General features: G+C 64.2%; 17 protein-coding genes. 8 read left to right on the top strand and 9 right to left on the bottom strand.

The window, feature by feature from the left end:
* Nucleotides 1-461 precede the first annotated feature (461 nt).
* Nucleotides 462-920: a DUF2794 domain-containing protein gene (locus tag NYQ83_RS14505; RefSeq protein WP_261215532.1), complete on the top strand. Its 459-nt coding sequence runs from the start codon at nt 462-464 to the stop codon at nt 918-920.
* A gap of 27 nt (nt 921-947) precedes the next feature.
* Here the strand turns inward: NYQ83_RS14505 and NYQ83_RS14500 are convergent, their stop codons facing one another.
* From NYQ83_RS14500 to NYQ83_RS14485, 4 genes are all read right to left on the bottom strand, one after another.
* Nucleotides 948-1,511, bottom strand: a complete 564-nt coding sequence (locus tag NYQ83_RS14500; protein ID WP_261215530.1) for a GNAT family N-acetyltransferase — start codon at nt 1,509-1,511, stop codon at nt 948-950.
* 105 nt (nt 1,512-1,616) lie between these two features.
* Nucleotides 1,617-2,387, bottom strand: coding sequence for a Bax inhibitor-1/YccA family protein (locus NYQ83_RS14495; RefSeq protein WP_234630245.1), 771 nt, complete (start codon nt 2,385-2,387; stop codon nt 1,617-1,619).
* 142 nt (nt 2,388-2,529) lie between these two features.
* Nucleotides 2,530-5,115 carry an ABC transporter permease gene (locus NYQ83_RS14490; RefSeq protein WP_261215529.1) on the bottom strand — a complete coding sequence of 862 codons (2,586 nt, stop codon included), beginning with the start codon at nt 5,113-5,115 and terminating at the stop codon, nt 2,530-2,532.
* 7 nt (nt 5,116-5,122) lie between these two features.
* Nucleotides 5,123-5,848, bottom strand: a complete 726-nt coding sequence (locus NYQ83_RS14485) for an ABC transporter ATP-binding protein (protein WP_261215528.1) — start codon at nt 5,846-5,848, stop codon at nt 5,123-5,125.
* Between the two features lie 185 nt (nt 5,849-6,033).
* Here NYQ83_RS14485 and NYQ83_RS14480 point away from each other — a divergent pair, with 185 nt between their 5' ends.
* Nucleotides 6,034-6,660 (top strand): arylesterase, encoded by a 627-nt coding sequence (locus tag NYQ83_RS14480; protein ID WP_409977025.1) that lies wholly within the window; start codon nt 6,034-6,036, stop codon nt 6,658-6,660.
* A 158-nt stretch (nt 6,661-6,818) separates the two neighbouring features.
* Here the strand turns inward: NYQ83_RS14480 and NYQ83_RS14475 are convergent, their stop codons facing one another.
* Entirely contained in the window at nt 6,819-7,046 is a 228-nt protein-coding gene (locus NYQ83_RS14475; RefSeq protein WP_261215526.1) for a hypothetical protein, read from the bottom strand.
* Nucleotides 7,047-7,061: 15 nt separating this feature from the next.
* Between NYQ83_RS14475 and NYQ83_RS14470 the strand changes: the two genes are divergently transcribed.
* Nucleotides 7,062-7,241, top strand: a complete 180-nt coding sequence (locus tag NYQ83_RS14470; protein ID WP_261215525.1) for a YegP family protein — start codon at nt 7,062-7,064, stop codon at nt 7,239-7,241.
* 486 nt (nt 7,242-7,727) lie between these two features.
* On the opposite strand, the gene NYQ83_RS14465 is transcribed toward NYQ83_RS14470, so the two are convergent.
* Both NYQ83_RS14465 and acnA read right to left on the bottom strand, forming a co-directional pair.
* Nucleotides 7,728-8,525 carry a DUF1223 domain-containing protein gene (locus NYQ83_RS14465; protein WP_261215524.1) on the bottom strand — a complete coding sequence of 266 codons (798 nt, stop codon included), beginning with the start codon at nt 8,523-8,525 and terminating at the stop codon, nt 7,728-7,730.
* An 88-nt stretch (nt 8,526-8,613) separates the two neighbouring features.
* Nucleotides 8,614-11,376, bottom strand: a complete 2,763-nt coding sequence (gene acnA / locus NYQ83_RS14460) for an aconitate hydratase AcnA (protein WP_261215523.1) — start codon at nt 11,374-11,376, stop codon at nt 8,614-8,616.
* A gap of 216 nt (nt 11,377-11,592) precedes the next feature.
* On the opposite strand from acnA, the gene ccmA reads away from it, so the two are divergent.
* The 5 genes from ccmA (at nt 11,593) to NYQ83_RS14435 (ending at nt 14,497) form a co-directional block, all read left to right on the top strand.
* A complete protein-coding gene (gene ccmA / locus NYQ83_RS14455) occupies nt 11,593-12,186 on the top strand; it encodes a heme ABC exporter ATP-binding protein CcmA (RefSeq protein ID WP_409977024.1) in 594 nt (197 codons plus the stop codon).
* A gap of 10 nt (nt 12,187-12,196) precedes the next feature.
* Nucleotides 12,197-12,865 (top strand): heme exporter protein CcmB, encoded by a 669-nt coding sequence (gene ccmB / locus NYQ83_RS14450; protein WP_261215521.1) that lies wholly within the window; start codon nt 12,197-12,199, stop codon nt 12,863-12,865.
* An 80-nt stretch (nt 12,866-12,945) separates the two neighbouring features.
* Nucleotides 12,946-13,710, top strand: coding sequence for a heme ABC transporter permease (locus tag NYQ83_RS14445; RefSeq protein WP_234630251.1), 765 nt, complete (start codon nt 12,946-12,948; stop codon nt 13,708-13,710).
* An 8-nt stretch (nt 13,711-13,718) separates the two neighbouring features.
* Nucleotides 13,719-13,883, top strand: coding sequence for a heme exporter protein CcmD (ccmD, locus tag NYQ83_RS14440; protein ID WP_092813432.1), 165 nt, complete (start codon nt 13,719-13,721; stop codon nt 13,881-13,883).
* Nucleotides 13,880-14,497: a DsbE family thiol:disulfide interchange protein gene (locus NYQ83_RS14435; protein ID WP_205649800.1), complete on the top strand. Its 618-nt coding sequence runs from the start codon at nt 13,880-13,882 to the stop codon at nt 14,495-14,497. Before ccmD ends, NYQ83_RS14435 begins: the two co-directional genes overlap by 4 nt.
* A gap of 155 nt (nt 14,498-14,652) precedes the next feature.
* Here NYQ83_RS14435 and NYQ83_RS14430 read toward each other — a convergent pair whose 3' ends face one another.
* Together NYQ83_RS14430 and NYQ83_RS14425 are read right to left on the bottom strand one after the other, a co-directional pair.
* Nucleotides 14,653-15,432: a tellurite resistance TerB family protein gene (locus tag NYQ83_RS14430; protein ID WP_261215520.1), complete on the bottom strand. Its 780-nt coding sequence runs from the start codon at nt 15,430-15,432 to the stop codon at nt 14,653-14,655.
* A 128-nt stretch (nt 15,433-15,560) separates the two neighbouring features.
* Nucleotides 15,561-16,160 (bottom strand): septation protein A, encoded by a 600-nt coding sequence (locus NYQ83_RS14425; RefSeq protein ID WP_261215518.1) that lies wholly within the window; start codon nt 16,158-16,160, stop codon nt 15,561-15,563.
* Nucleotides 16,161-16,192 lie beyond the last annotated feature (32 nt).

Raw genomic sequence — 16,192 nt, 5'->3', positions numbered from 1 at the left:
GCTGTGCCTTGCGAATCACGCATGGGCACCGCGACTGCTCCCTATTCTAGGGCCAGATGGGGAAAGGAAAGAAGGGGACCAAAAAGACCAGACGTGACGCCGTGCCCGATCCGGGCGGCGAACACGATGAAAGTCTGGACAAGAAAAAGGCCGGGCAAGAAAAAGGCCGGGCAAGAAAAAGGCCGGACTGACCGGCCTTTAAGGTGTTACCTCTGGGGGATTGAACCTACTCGGAACAATATTCGGCGGAACCGGAGTTCGGGGGCTGGGGGCGAACCGTCGCCCCGGCTCCGACGAATTATATATGAGGCAGTCTCAATCTCGCTTTCCAGAGTGGCGTGCGAAGGGCTGAATTCCGGCGACAATATGAAATTTCTTTCCCGCGACGGGACGTTCAACCAATCTAGCCTTGCCTGCCTGCCGCGATTGCCGCTTTAATGAACGGCTATCAGGAGGCTTGCTTGAGCGAGACAGAAGACGGGTCTAGGGCCGCGCTGCGGACAGGTTTCGCAGCGCATTCGAGCGAGAAAACGAGCGGGCATTCGTCGGTGCATCCCGGGGGGCATCCGTCGACGCATTCTGGGACGCATTCCGGTGGAAAGTCGGGCGCCAACAAGGCGCTGGTCGCCTTCCACCGCACCGAACTCGACGTCATCCTCAGAGTTTACGGGCGGCGCGTGGCGGAAGGCGAATGGCGCGATTACGCCATCGACCATCTGGCGGATCGGGCGATTTTCTCGATCTTCCGGCGCGCCAGCGAAATGCCGCTCTACAAGGTGGAGAAGGTGCCCGCTCTCGCTCGCAAACAGGGCGCCTACCGGGTGGTGGCGACCGGCGGCACGATCCTGAAGCGCGGCCACGATCTGGCGCAGGTTTTGAAGATTCTCGACAAGCCGAAGCTGAAGCTCGTTTCGGGCTGAGCTGCCGGCGCTGCCTGGCGGCCGATCCTAAGACACCGGAAGCCCGGGATCGCGATCGGGCAGGGTGCTGCCGCCCTCGCCGAGTTCCTTTTGCATCCACACCGTGTCGAGCCAGCGGCCGAACTTGAAGCCCGAGGCGGTGATGGTGCCGGCATTGCGGAAGCCCAAGGCCGCGTGCAGGCCGACGGAGGCGACATGGCGGCTGCCGTCGCCGATGACGGCGACCATCTGACGAAAGCCGCGCCGTTCCGATTCCTGAATGAGCGCTTCGAGCAGGCGCCGGCCTATCCCCTGACGGTGCGCCTCGGGATGAATGTAGATCGCGTCTTCGACCATGTAGCGATAGGCGCGGCGGGCGCGAAAGGCGCCGGCATAGGCGTAGCCCAGGATCTCATCGCCACGAAGCGCCACGAGGTAGGGATGGCCGCCCGCCAGGATCGTCTCGAAACGCGACAGCATCTCGGCTTCGTCGGGGGCATCGAGCTCGTAGCTCGCCGTGCCGTGAAGGACGGCATGGGCGTAGATCTTGGTGATGGCCGGGATATCGGCCGCTTCGGCGGCACGAATGGTGAGAGAGGCTGGCGTGTCCATCGTTTCGCCATAGCGCTTTGCGCGATCAGCGTCGATGGGAGAAAGCGCACACAAAAACGGCGCCCGAAGGCGCCGTTCGAAGCTTTTTCAAAAACCTCTTTCCGCTTAGTTGCGGTTGCCCATGAACTGAAGCAGGAACATGAAGAGGTTGATGAAGTCGAGGTAGAGCTGCAGGGCGCCCATGATGGAGGCACGGCCCGCGGCCACCGTATCGCCGGACACGTAATCATACGTGTTCTTCAGCCGCTGCGTGTCGTAGGCGGTGAGGCCTGCGAAGAGCAGGACACCGATCGCCGAGACGGCAAACTGCAGCGCCGACGAGGCGAGGAAGATGTTCACGATCGAGGCGATGATGATGCCGATCAGGCCCATCACCAGGAACGAGCCCCAGCCCGACAGATCCTTCTTGGTGGTGTAACCCCACAAAGAGAGGCCACCGAAGGCCGCCGCCGTGACGAAGAACGTCTGCACGATCGACTGGCCGGTGAAGACCAGGAAGATCGTCGACAGGGACAGACCCATCACCGCCGCGAAGGCGAGGAACACCATCCGCGCCGTTCCCGGCTGCATGCGGTTGATGCCGGCCGAAAAGCCGAACACGAAGAGAAGCGGGGCGAACATGATCACCCACTTCAGCGGGCTCGCATAAACGGCCTGGCCGAAGGGCGTCAGCATCGCGCCACCCGCCGTCTGCTCGACGGCGAAATAGAACGTGGCGAAGGCGGCAACGCCGGTGACGGCAAGGCCCATCGCCATGTTGTTGTAGATGCCGAGCATGAAGGCACGCAGGCCCTCGTCGATGCCAGCGCGGGCGCCGGCCCGGGATACTGTGCTCGAGCGATCGACAGTCTGGTACTGCCGGTCGAATTCAGCCATCGAATTCCTCCTGTTGGGGTGCTCCGCCTAAGCTAAAAACGGGCGTCGCTCCGCATATGGCAATGGGACAAGTCCATCACAAGACCTGTCCGTCCTGGAAGAAATTAACATCACGCAAGGTTAAGCGAAACATTCTCCCCGATCACAGATTGCGGAGGAAGGGCGCGGGGCGCACCGAGAGGATGCGCCAGGTGCCGGCAAGGCCGAGCCCGATCGTCACGACGAGCGCGATGATGGCGGCAAGTGCGGCCACCCAGGGGAAGAGCGTGAAGCGGAAATCCATGAGCACCGAGACGACGAGCCAAGCGGCGCCGGCGCCGGCCAGGAGCGCGAAAAAGCCGGTTGCGAGGCCGAGGAGCCCGTATTCCACGGCAAAGGCCGTCATCAGCTGACGCCTCGTGGCACCGAGCGCTTTCAGGATGACGGCGTCCTGGCGGCGCTGGCGGTGGCCGGCGGCGAGCGCGCCGGCGAGCACCAGCATGGAGACGACGAGGGCGAGCGAGGCGGCGATGCGGACGGCGAGCGCCAATTGCCGCACGACGGAATTGACGGCCTCGATCGCATCCTTCACCCGCACGGAGGTGACGCCCGGAAAGGCGCTCGTGACCTCGCGCAGCACGTCTCCCGAAAGCTCTTCGGGGCCTCCGTCCGGCAAAGTGAGGGTTGCCAGATGCGTGTGCGGCGCGCCGGCGAAGGTGTTGGGCGAAAACACCATGACGAAGTTGATGGCGAGCGATTCCCATTCCACGGAGCGGAAATTGGCGATCTTCGCGGTGATGGAGCGGCCGAGGACGTTGACGGTGACGGTATCGCCGAGCTCAAGGCCGAGGCCGCGGGCAAGCTCGCCGTCGAAGGAGACGAGGGGCTCTCCCGCATAATCTTCAGGCCACCATTCGCCCTCTTCGATGCGCGAATTCTCGGGAAGGTCGCTCGAATAGGTGATGCCGCGGTCGCCGCGCAGCACCCAGCCGGAGCCTTCTTCGGGCTCGATCTCCGAAGCCGGGGTGCCGTGAAGCTCGGTGATGCGGCCGCGCAGCATCGGCACGGTCTGGATGGCGCCGTCGGGCGCCGCCTTGCGCAGGAGGGTGATGAACGGTTCGCGCTCGGCGTTCTGGATGTCGACGAAGAAGAAATCCGGCGCCTCGTCGGCGATGCGCCCGGTCAGTTGGGCGCGCATATTGGTGTCGATCAAAGCGAGCGTGACGAGGAGCGTGAGGCCGAGACCGAGCGAGAGAACGACGCTGCCGGTCAAGGCGCCCGGGCGCTGGATGTTGCGAATGGCGAGCCGCAAGGTGGTGTTGCGGATGGTGCCGGCATGAGCGGCCGCCCAGACGATGGCGAAGGCGATGAGGCGCAGGACGAAGAAGACGACGATGACGCCCGCCACGAACCAGGCGGCGATATGCCAGTCGGCTGACAGGAGGATGGCGATCGCCGCGAGGCCGGCGAGAAGGCCGAGCTGCAGGAGGCGGATCGACAGAGCCGGTTTTGCGGCAAAATGCGCGGAACGGTCGGCAAACAGGCTGGACGCTTTGAGATCGCGGGCCCGGCCGAGCGGCCAGAGCGAGAAGGAAAGAGCGACGAGAAGCCCGTAGAGGGCGGCGAGCGCCAGCTCGCGCGGGTAGAGCGCGGGGACGGCCGAGAGCGGCAGAATGTTGGAGAGGGCGGCAAGGGCCACGAAGGGAAGGATGGCGCCGACCGCGAGGCCGATCGCGATGCCGAGGGCGGCGAGAATGAGGATCTGCGTCAGATAGGTGCGGAAGACGAAGCTGCGCGAGGCGCCGAGGCATTTGAGCGTGGCGATCGCAGGCCGCTTCAGATCGACGAAGCTTGCGACCGCATTGCCGACGCCGACACCGCCGACGACGAGGGCCGTGAGGCCGACGAGGGTCAGAAACTGGGCGAACCGGTCGATGTTGTCGGAAAGCCGCGGCGAGGCGTTGTCGCGCGAGCGCATGCGCCAGCCGGCTTCGGGGAAGCGCTCGTCGGCTCTGTCGCGGATCGCGGCGAGGCGTTCATCCGAGGCGCCGGGCAGGATCAGGCGGTATTCGTAGGTGATCAGGCTGCCCGGCCGCACGAGGCCTGTGGCCTCCAGCGTTTTTTCGGAGACGAGAAGGCGGGGGCCGAAGCCGATGCCGTCGGAGAGGCGGTCGGGCTCCGTCTCGGCGACGCCGCGGATCGCGACTTTCGTGGCGCCGAGCGCCACCTCGTCGCCCACGCTGAGGCTGAGCCGCTCCATCAGCTCCGGCGCGGCGACGGCGCCCGCGACGCCGTTCTGAGTGGAGAGTGCGTCTTGAACATCGCCGCCGCCGGCAAGCGCAAAGGTGCCGAGCTGCGGATAGCCCGGCCCGACCGCTTTCAGCTCGACGAGCGTCTGGTCGGAGCCGTCGAGACGGCGGGCCATCGCCCGCATATTGGAGACGAGCGCGAGCGTGCCGCCGGCATCGTCGGCCGCCTTCGTGAGGAAGGCATATTCGTCCGGGTTCGCCTGACGGTGGATGAGCGAGAAGGAGATGTCGCCGCCGAGGATGGTGCGGCCCTCATGGGCGATGCCTTCCGTCAGGGCGCGCGAGACAGAATTGACGCCGGCGATCGCCGCGACGCCGAGCGCGATGCAGGCGAGGAAGACGTAGAAGCCGGCAAGACCGCCTCTCAGCTCGCGCAGCGCAAAGCGCAGCGAGGTGGTTGCGGGGGCGCGGCGAGGGTCGGGGGAGGAAGAGGCTGTCATCGGCCGCTCAGGCCGGGCTCGCTACGGCGCGTTCGCGCGCCGGCACTGCCTTGTCGCCGCTGACCGGCTCGATATGGCCGCTCGCGATCCTCACGGTCCGGTCGCAGCGCTCGGCGAGCGCCCGGTCATGGGTGACGAGGAGAAGGGTGGTGGCATGCTCGCGCACTGTCTCGAAAAGAAGATCGGCGATTTCGCGGCCGGTGTCTTCGTCGAGATTGCCGGTCGGCTCGTCGGCGATCAGGATCGCAGGCTCGGTGACGAGGGCGCGGGCGATCGCCACGCGCTGCTGCTCGCCGCCCGACAGCGCCGCCGGATAATGGGAGAGGCGCTCGCCGAGGCCGACGCGCGCCAGCATTTTTTCGGCGCGGGCGAAGGCGTCCGATTTTCCGGCGAGTTCGAGCGGCACGGCGACGTTTTCCAGCGCCGTCATCGTCTGCATCAGATGAAAAGCCTGAAAGACGAAGCCGATCTTGTCGCCGCGGAAGGCGGCGAGTGCGTCTTCGTCCATCTCGGCATAATCGCGCCCGGCCACGGCGACACGGCCGCGGTCGACGCGCTCGAGCCCCGCGACCACCATCAGAAGCGTCGATTTGCCGGAGCCCGACGGGCCGATGAGGCCGATCATCTCGCCAGGGGCGGCGACGAGGCTCGCCTGCCTCAGAACATGGACTTGGGAGCGGCCGGTGCCGAGCGTCAGCTCTGCACCGTCGATCAGAATGGCCGGTTCACGCACGCTTATGAAAACCTATATCCGCCTTCGGGCACGGCTGCGCATATGGGGCTTCGCATATGACATTCAAAATTTTCGGGGGCGTTTCTGGGGGCCAGGGTGGCCCGGGTCACGTTCCTTTGAGCAAAGGTGGTGCGAGGACAGGTGGTGCGGGCCGGATCTGGCCGGCGCTCGGGCTCGCTCTCATCATGGGAGGGATCTTGGGCGGCGGACTTGTGGGCACGCGGGCGCAGGCGGCCGAGCCCGTGGAGATCGTCGCCTTCGGCGACAGCCTGACGGCGGGCTATGGCCTTGCCTCCGGTGCGGGCTTTGCCGATCAGCTGCAGGCGCGTCTCGACGAAGAGGGGATCGCGGCCAAGGTGATCAATGCCGGCGTTTCCGGCGATACGGCGACCGGCGGGCAGCAGCGTCTCGAATGGTCGGTGCCGGAGACGGCCGATGCCGTCATCGTCGAACTCGGCGCCAATGATGCGCTCCGGGGGGTCGACCCGAAGGTGACGCGCGAGGCGCTGACCAAGATCGTCACGCGCTTACAAGAGCGCGGCCAGAAGGTGCTTCTCGCCGGCATGTACGCCCCGCCCAATCTCGGCGACGAATATGGCGAGGCTTTCAACGCGATCTATCCCGATCTCGCGAAAGAGACGGGCGTTCTCTTCTATCCGTTCTTCCTCGACGGCGTGGCGCTCGACGACAGCCTGAAACAGCCGGACGGGCTGCATCCGACGAAAGAGGGTGTGACGGTCATCGTCGACCATATTCTGCCGAAGGTGAAGGAGCTGATCGAAGAGGTGCGCCAGGAGAAGGCGCCGGAGTGAGGGCGGGCTCTCTCTTGGAAGATGTGAGGAGGTACAAAGCGAGCAACCACAAAACGTGGTGTGGTGCACATTTTGTGGATGACATTTCTGTTTCCACAATATATTGAATCAATTGCTGTTGACGAAGGTGCGACAGGTCTGGTTGTCGCATCAACGAATCAGTTAAAAAGAGCGTGCGCTGCGTTACGGAATGCAATCGTGAGACGAGCAAGCGGACCAATCGCCGCTGGGACACGGGCAACCAAGACGCCGTCGTATTCGGCCCAGGCGAGTGCCTTTAGCCTCGCTTTGGCTTCGTCGGCATCCTTTGCGACAATGTCCACGGTGTAGGATCTGCTCTGGAAACGGTAGCTGAACAGATGCGTGGCGTATTCTGAAACTGCCATGAAGGAGGTTCCTATATGGCGAATATCCCTGGTTACTACGAAGTGTACCAGTCCGGTGGTCAATGGCGTTGGCGCTTTAAGGCCAACAATCACGAGATCATCGCGCAAGGAGAGTCATACTGGAATAAGTCCGACTGCCTGAACGCAGTCGGATTGATGAAGGGCTCTTACAACGCCCCTGTCTACGACGCGTAGTAGAGACCCTTCACCCATCCCGTAAGATGGAGAGGCGGCTAGCCCGCCTCTCTTTTTTTATCCAAGCAAATGGAAGTTACCCTGTCCACTCGCTTGATTCGCATTTATTTGTACATTGATGTACATTCAGGGTCAATGGGACGTAAGCGGACCACCGGTGCACGTTTCCAGCTTGGCGCCGCATGGGATGAAAAGCTGGACGACTTTTGTGAGGCTGCTTGGGGCGCGTCAGCTACAGATATTGTGAGACACGCAGTCGATCGGTTTATCGAGCAAGAGCTTGAGCGGAATGAGGGAATTCGGAAAAGCTATGAAGGTATCCGGAGGCGCCGCCGCTTAAAGGAAACTCTGTCTATTGAGCCTTCTACCAGGACCTCGACTACAGCCCGGACAGGGGATGATTGAGGCTGCTGCCGAAACAGGTGGGAGCGATCCTGCGGATTGTCGTATGCTAACGGATAAGCCGCGAGGCTCATATGAGTGGCCTCAGCCCTGCGCCTCGGCGTGCAGCGTGCCGGCGCCGAGGATGCGGCCGGGGCCTTTGTCGCTTTCGATCTGCAGGATGATGGCGCAGCCTTTGCCGGGCCCTTCCATGACGGCTTCTGTCGGAAGAACGAGCTTCATCGCGTTGCCGTCCCACATGCCGATCGGCTCGTTGTCGAGGACGACATTGCGGTAGGTGAGGGTGCGGCCGCGGTTTTCGCCGGAGCGGATCGGCACATCGACCTTCTTCAGGAAGGTGACGAGGCGCACGGTCACCATGCCGTCCTGCGGAGGCGTGCCGGCGCCGATGTCGACGTTGAGGCGCTCATGGCTGCGGGAGAGAGAGACCGAGACCGGGAGATGCGCCGTGGCGAGCAGCGAGGTGATCTTGTGGCGGTTGCTGCCGACATAATGGCCGTGGCCGTTGACGACCATCTGCGGGGTGTAGACCTTGCCGTCGCCGCGTACCGCCGCATAGGCGCGCTGACGGGCGGTGTTTTCGGGCTGGGCGAGCGTGTCCTTCCAGCCGAGATAGTCCCAGTAATCGACCGGCAGCGACAGGATGATGAGATCGTCGTGGGTCGACAATTCGTTGAGAAAGGCGTCGGCCGGCGGACAGGCGGAACAGCCCTGGCTCGTGAAGAGCTCGATGACGGCCTTCGTCCCTGATCCGGGTGTGGCGGCTTGCGCGCTTTCGGCCTTGGCCGGCGCGGCTGCGATCGCAACGCCGAGCATGACAGCGAGCGTGGCGGGCAGGGCGAAAGGAAGCAGGCGGAAATAGCGATGCATGACGCGGCGCACTATGCCCGCTCCTCCCCCAAAAGAGTGTCACAAGGGGGTGAGCGCACACCCTTGTGACATGTCTTGAACCGTCGAGACCAGAAGATCCCTATGCGGCTTCTTTGTCGCTCACGAGGTTGCGCAGCACATAGTGCAGAATTCCCCCGTGGCGGTAGTAGTCGAGCTCGTCTTCCGTGTCGATGCGCACCATGAGCGGCACCTCCTCGGTGCGGCCGTCGGCGAAGGTGATCCTGGCCGTCACCTCGCTGCGCGGACGGATATCCGTGAGGCCCGCGATCGACACTTCCTCGTCGCCCTTGATGCCGAGCGACTGCCAGGAGGTGTCGTCCTTGAAGACGAGCGGCAGGACGCCCATGCCGATCAGGTTCGAGCGGTGGATGCGCTCGAAGCTCTCCGCGATCACGGCGCGCACGCCGAGAAGACGGGTGCCCTTCGCCGCCCAGTCGCGCGACGAGCCGGTGCCGTATTCCTTGCCGGCGAAGATGACGAGCGGCACGCCCTCTTCCTCGTAGCGCATCGCGGCCGTGTAGATCGGCAGCTCCTCGCCGGAGGGATAGTGACGCGTCATGCCGCCTTCGATGCCGTCCAGCATCTGGTTCTTGATGCGGATGTTGGCGAAGGTGCCGCGCATCATCACTTCGTGGTTGCCGCGCCGCGAGCCATAGGAGTTGAACTCGATCGGCCGCACCTGATGTGACACCAGATAGTCGCCGGCGGGGCTGTCGCGCTTGATGGCGCCCGCGGGCGAGATGTGGTCGGTCGTGATGGAATCGAGGAAGAGGCCCAGAATGCGCGCCTTTTCCACGTCCTCCACCGGCTTCGGCGTCTTGTCCATGCCTTCGAAGAAGGGCGGGTTCTGGACGTAGGTCGACGATGATGGCCAGGTGTAGGTCATGCCGCCTTCGACCTTGATCCCCTGCCAGCGCTTGTCGCCGCGGAAGACGTCGCCGTAGCGGGTGCGGAACATCTCCTCCGAGATCACCTGGCGAACGATCTCGGCGACCTCCTTCGAGCTCGGCCAGATGTCCTTCAGGTAGACGGGGTTGCCCTCTCTGTCCTCGCCGAGCGGTTCCTCGGTGACGTTGAGGCGGAGCGAGCCGGCCAGCGCATAGGCGACGACGAGCGGCGGCGAGGCGAGATAATTCGCCCGCACATCCGGATTGACGCGACCTTCGAAGTTGCGGTTGCCCGAGAGGACCGAGCAGGCGACGAGATCGTTTTCGGCAATGGTTGCGGAAATCGCCTCCGGCAGCGGCCCGGAATTGCCGATGCAGGTGGTGCAGCCATAGCCGACGAGATCGAAGCCGAGCGCGTCGAGATCTTCCTGCAGACCCGATTTCGCCAGATAGTCGGTGACGACCTGCGAACCCGGGGCGAGCGAGGTTTTCACCCACGGCTTCACCTCCAGGCCCTTCTCGCGCGCCTTGCGGGCGAGAAGCCCGGCGGCGATCAGAACGCTCGGATTGGAGGTGTTGGTGCACGAGGTGATCGCGGCAATGACCACGTCGCCGTCGCGCAGATGATATTCCATCCCCTCGACCGGATAGGACGGCACGTCCATGACGCCTTCGGCGCCCTCGTCCATGTAACGGGCCTCGCCGGTGCTTTCCGGCGGCTCCTGCGAGCTCTTCTTGCCGCCGCGCAATTCGCCGAGGGCGCTTTCGAAGGCGCCTGCGGCGTCCGTCAGAGGCACCCGGTCCTGCGGCCGCTTCGGACCGGCAAGCGAGGGAACCACCGTGGAGAGGTCGAGCGTCAAGGTGTCGGTGAAATGGGGATCGGGCGTGTCGTCGAAGCGGAACATGCCCTGCGCCTTGGCATAGGCCTCCACCAGCTCGACGCGATGCGGATCGCGCCCGGTCGCCTTCAGGTATTTGAGCGTGTCGTTGTCGATCGGGAAGAAACCGCAGGTGGCACCATATTCCGGCGCCATATTGCTGATCGTGGCCTGATCTTCGAGCGAGAGGTTGGACAGGCCCTCACCGAAGAATTCCACGAACTTGCCGACGACGCCCTTCTTTCTGAGCATCTGGGTGACGGTCAGAACGAGGTCGGTCGCGGTCGTGCCTTCCGGCAGGCGGCCGGTGAGGCCGAAGCCGATGACTTCCGGGATGAGCATGGAGATCGGCTGGCCGAGCATGGCGGCCTCCGCCTCGATGCCGCCGACGCCCCAGCCGAGAACGGAGAGGCCGTTGACCATCGTCGTATGGGAATCGGTGCCGACGAGGGTATCCGGGAAGGCAAACGTTTCGCCGTCTTCCTCACGCGTCCACACCGTCTGGGCGAGATATTCGAGGTTCACCTGGTGGCAGATGCCGGTGCCCGGAGGAACGACGCGGAAATTCTCGAACGCGCCCTGGCCCCAGCGCAGGAACTGATAGCGCTCGCCGTTGCGCTCGTATTCCATCTCGACGTTTTTCTCGAAGGATTCCGGCGTGCCGAAATAATCGACCATCACGGAATGGTCGATGACGAGGTCGACCGGGACGAGCGGGTTGATGACGTTCGGGTCGCCGCCGAGATGCGTCGTGGCGTCGCGCATGGCAGCGAGATCGACGACGGCGGGCACGCCGGTGAAGTCCTGCATGAGGACGCGCGCCGGACGATAGGCGATCTCACGCGAGGAGCGGCGCTCCTTCAGCCATTCGGCGACGGCCTTGATGTCGTCGGCGGTGACGCTGCGCCCGTCTTCGAAGCGCAGGAGGTTTTCCAAGAGGACTTTGAGCGAGAAGGGCAGGCGGGAAACGCCGTCGAGCCCGTTCTTTTCCGCTTCAGTCAGAGAGAAATAGGTATAGGTCCGCCCATCGACTTCGAGCTGTTTTCGGGCCTTGAAACTGTCGAGAGATTTGGTCACGCGAGGCTCCTTTGATCGCACAATGAGGCCGGCCGCTCTTGGGCCAATGCCTCTCCTCCGGTGCGGTTCCGGCTGATTTTTTGGAGGCCGGCGGAGAGGAGCGCCTGCCGCCGCCGGTTGCCGGGGATATAGAATATTCTTAAAGCGGAGACCAGCCGCGCAAGCGGCCGATGCCGCAGAGAACGACACTTGGTCCAAAATTCCTTTCCCAGCCCGATTTCCGTGAACGCCGAAGAGCTCGCCTGCGAACGCGGGGGGCGGCCGATTTTCGAAGGCGTCAGCTTTTCGCTGTCAGGCGGCGAAGTGCTCGCCATCATCGGCCCGAACGGCACCGGCAAATCGAGCCTGTTGCGCATGATCGCAGGGCTTCTGTTCCCGGTCGCCGGTTCCGTGACGATCACGGCCGGCACGCTGGAGGAGGGGTTTTTGCACTTCCTCGCCTATGGCGACGGGCTCAGAAGCGTCTTCACGGTGGAAGAAAACCTGAAGCTCTGGTCGCGCATCTATGGGGGCGAGACGGGCGGCGAGGCGATCTACGACGCGCTCGAAGAAGTGGGCCTCGCGCATGCCATGCATCTGCCGGCGCGGGCGCTCTCGACCGGACAGCGGCGACGCGCCGGGCTTGCGCGGCTCGTCTTGTCGAAGCGGCCCGTCTGGCTTCTCGACGAGCCGACCTCGGGCCTCGACCGCGACGGCGAGGCGGTGCTCGGCGGGCTGATGCGGACGCATCTCGATGCCGGCGGCGCCATCATCGCGGCGACCCATCTCACCCTTCCCGTGCCGCCGACCCGCACGCTCGAGCTGCAATGAGAAAGCCTTCATGAGCGCCTTTTCCGCCATCATCGGACAGACGGTCAAAGCGAGCTTCCGCGCCGGCGGCGGCGCGCTCACCGGCCTCCTCTTCTTTCTGACCGTCGTCACCGTGTTTCCGTTCGGCGTCGGCCCGGATCTCAATCTTCTTGCCCGCATCGGGCCGGCGGTTCTGTGGATCGGGGTGCTGCTGTCGCTGCTTCTCGGGCTCGACCGGCTCTTCGGCCAGGACCGCGAGGACGGGGCGCTCGAACTCATCATGGTGTCGGGCGAGCCCCTGGCGCTCTTCGTCTTCGCGCGCGCGGCCGGCTACTGGCTGGCGCACGGTTTGCCGATCGTGGTCGTGGCGCCGATCCTCGGCCTCATCCTCAATCTCAACGCGCTGTCGCTTGCGGCCGTCACGGCGACGCTCGTCGTCGGCTCGCCGGCCCTTGCCATGATCGGCGCGGTGGGCGGGGCGCTGACGGCGGGGCTTGCCCGCGGCGGCATGCTGGCGGCGATCCTGGTTTTGCCGCTCTCGATCCCGGTGCTGATCTTCGGGGTCGCGGCCGTCAACGGGGCAATCGCCGACCCGGACCCGTTCCTCGCGCCCTTCCTGATTTTGTGCGCGTTCACGATGTTTTCAGCGGTTCTGGCGCCGATTGCGGGCGCAGCGGCACTTCGTCTCGGTCTCGATTGATCTAGCTCATGGCTGGTTGAGCCTGGACGTGAAAGCAAGTGGTGTTTGCTGTCACTCTAGAATGGTCCTAAAGTCTTCTCATGGGTACCATCTCCAGCCTCGCCAATCCGACACGCTTCCTGTCGTGGTCGGCACGTATCCTGCCCTTCGTCACCGTTCTCGCGGTGGTGACGCTGGCCATCGGCCTCTACCTGTCGCTGGTGGCTTCGCCGCCGGATTATCAGCAGGGCGACAGCGTGCGCATCATGTATGTGCATGTGCCGGCCTCCTGGCTTGCGATGTTCTGTTACCTGGTGATGGCGGGCGCGGCTCTCGGCACGCTCGTCTGGCGCCATCCGCTGGCCGATGTGTCGGCGCGGGCGGCAGCCCCGATCGGGGCGGCGTTCACCTTCCTCGCGCTCTTTACCGGCTCCGTCTGGGGCAAGCCGATGTGGGGCACCTGGTGGGTGTGGGACGCGCGGCTCACCTCGGTTCTCGTGCTCTTCATCATGTATCTCGGGCTTTTGGCCCTGTGGCGCGCCTTCGATGATCCGACGCGGGCGGCGAAGGTCGCGGCCGTCCTCATCCTCGTCGGTTTCGTCAACATCCCGATCATCAAGTTCTCGGTCGATTGGTGGAACACGCTGCATCAATCGGCGAGCGTCATCCGCCTAGACGGGCCGTCGATCGCGCCGTCGATGCTGTGGCCGCTCGTGGTGATGGCCGTCGCCTACACACTTATTTTTGTCGCCCTGCATCTTGCGGCGATGCGTGCGGAGATCTATCGGCGCAGGGCGCGCACGACGGAGATCCTGATCGCGGCCCGCCGCCCGAGCACGGCCGTCAGGCCCGCCGCCGCGCATTAGAGGTCGCCATGACGCATCTGCCTTTCATCCTCGCAGCCTATGGTGCGAGCGCGCTCGTTCTTATCGGCCTCATCGTGTGGGTCGTGGCCGATACGCGCATTCAGAAGCGTCGGCTCAACGAATTGGAAAAGGCCGGCCCCAGGCGCCGCCGCTCGACGACACAAGGCCTATGAAACCTCCCATCAAGACGACGAGCAAACGAAGCAATTCGCCCGCGATGAAACGCGTCTGGCTCGTTTTGCTGCTCGTTCTGTTCATGGCTCTCGTGGCCATCTTCTGGAAACAGCTCGGCGAGGACGCCTCGCAGGTTCCCTCCGCCCTCATCGGCAAGGAAGTGCCCGATTTCGATCTTCCGCCGCTTTACGAAGACGGCAAGGGCCTCAAGACCGCCGATCTCGAAGAGGGCGTGCATCTCGTCAATATCTGGGCATCCTGGTGCGGCCCGTGCCGCGGCGAGCATCCGGTGCTGATGCAATTGTCGGAAGACGACCGCTTCGACGTCACCAGCATCAATTACAAGGACGAGGGCGAAAACGCCCGCCGCTTCCTCGGGACGCTCGGCAATCCCTTCGATCGCATCGCGACGGATTCGACCGGGCGCACGGCGATCGATTGGGGCGTCTACGGCGTGCCGGAGACGTTCATCGTGCGCGACGGCATCATCGTCTACAAGAATGTCGGCCCGCTCAACACCAAGGCCTTCCAGACGGATTTCATGCCGGCGTTGGAGAAGGCGATCTCCGAGGAAGAGGCCGAAAAAAGCGGCGGTCAGCAGCCGACGAGCTGAGTGCTCCTGAGCCGAGTTGGCCTGCGCTGAGTTGGCCTGCGCTGAGTTGGCATGGGCCGAGTTGGCTCGCGCTGAGCGGACGATAAGCTGAGCGGATGCGTGGAACCGAAGCCGGGGGTCAGCCCCGGCTTTCGTGTTTTATGCCTGCCGGCCGCTTATGCCGGCACTTCGTCTTCCTGCACCTCGTCGGTGGCGCGGCGGACTTCGTGCGTCAGGGCTTCCGGCAGGCCGAGCCTTGCCGCCAGCATGTCGAGATAGGCTTTCTCCGCCGGATGGTCGGGATCGATGGCGAGCAGCGAGGCGGCGTAGACTTCGGTGGCCACTTCCTGGTTTGGCGTTCGCTCGACGAGATCGTCGATGGAGAGCGGGCGGCGCATCTCGTCGAAGAGAAGGCCCTTGTCCTCGCTGTCGAGATCGAGCGCCTCGATGCGCCCGTAGATGGCTTCCTGCTCGTCCTGGTCGATATAGCCGTCGGCCTTCGCCGCGGCGATCATGGCAGACAGGATCAGGCGGGCGCGGTCTTCCGCCTCGCGACCTTCCGGTTGAAAGGCGGTGCCTTCGGGCGAGGGGAGCTCCTGGGCCGGCTGATGGGCGATTTGCGGCTGTTGCTGCTGCGGGGGCAGGCTGCCGTCGTTTTTCGCCTGGTGGCTCTGCCAGGCCTTGTAGGCGAGGCCCGCAACGAGGGCCATGCCGCCATATTTCACGGCCTTGCCGCCGAGTTTCCGGCCGCGCTTGGAGCCGAGAAGATAGGTCGCGAGACCGCCGGCGAGCGCACCCTTCAGAGCCGAATTGCCCTGGCCGCCGAGAAACCCGCCGATCTGATCCTGGATCGAACCGCCGGACGTCTGCCGCTGGCTTGCCGGCGTGCCGGCGCCCTGTTGTGCACTCCCGCCCGTGCCGAGAAACTGGTCGAGAAGCTTCTGCGCGTCGATCATCAACGGTCCCTTTCGTTCTGGTGTCGGCGAAGGCCGACCGAGACCGATATCGTCATCGCCTTTCCGCGTCGCAACGGCGATGACGTATGCGTGATCTCGAGGCTTGCTGCAGCCGCGCGAGGGGCGGCCTACTTGTCGCCGCCGAGCGGCTCCAGCGAGTGCCGGGTGATGAGCGGCATCTGCGTCAGCGTGAAGACGATGGTGAGCGGCATGATGCCGAAGACCTTGAAGCTCACCCAGAAGTCGGTGGAGAAATTGCGCCACACCACCTCGTTCAGGATGGCGAGGGCGAAGAAGAAGAGGCCCCAGCGGAAGGTCAATTTGCGCCAGCCCTCGGCATCGAGCCGGAAGACGCTGTCGAAGACATAGCCGAGGAAGGAGCGGCCGAAGGCGAGGCCGCCCAGAAGGATGGTGCCGAAGAGCGCGTTGACGATCGTCGGCTTCATTTTGATGAAGACCTCGTCATGCAGGATGAGCGTCAAGGTGCCGAAGACGAGGACGACGATGCCGGTGACGAGCGGCATGATGGCGAGCTTCTTCGTCAGCCAATAGGAGACGCCGAGCGAGATGGCGATCGCCACCATGAAGGAGGCGGTGGCGACGAAAATGTCGAAGCGCGCATTGGCGAAAAAGAAGACGACCAGCGGGCCGAGCTCCAACAGGAGCTTGACGAGCGGCGGCAGGTGATCGCGGCCGGGATCGCCCGGTTCGCGCTCGAAGATCGACATGGCGGTCCTTCGTCAGCGTTGCGCTTCTATGT

This window comes from Afifella sp. JA880 (genome assembly GCF_025379905.1).
In the GTDB taxonomy this organism is placed as follows: Bacteria; Pseudomonadota; Alphaproteobacteria; order Rhizobiales; family Afifellaceae; genus Afifella; species Afifella aestuarii.
The sequence above is the reverse complement of the archived record's forward strand: the minus strand, read 5'-3'. Positions and strand labels throughout refer to the sequence as shown.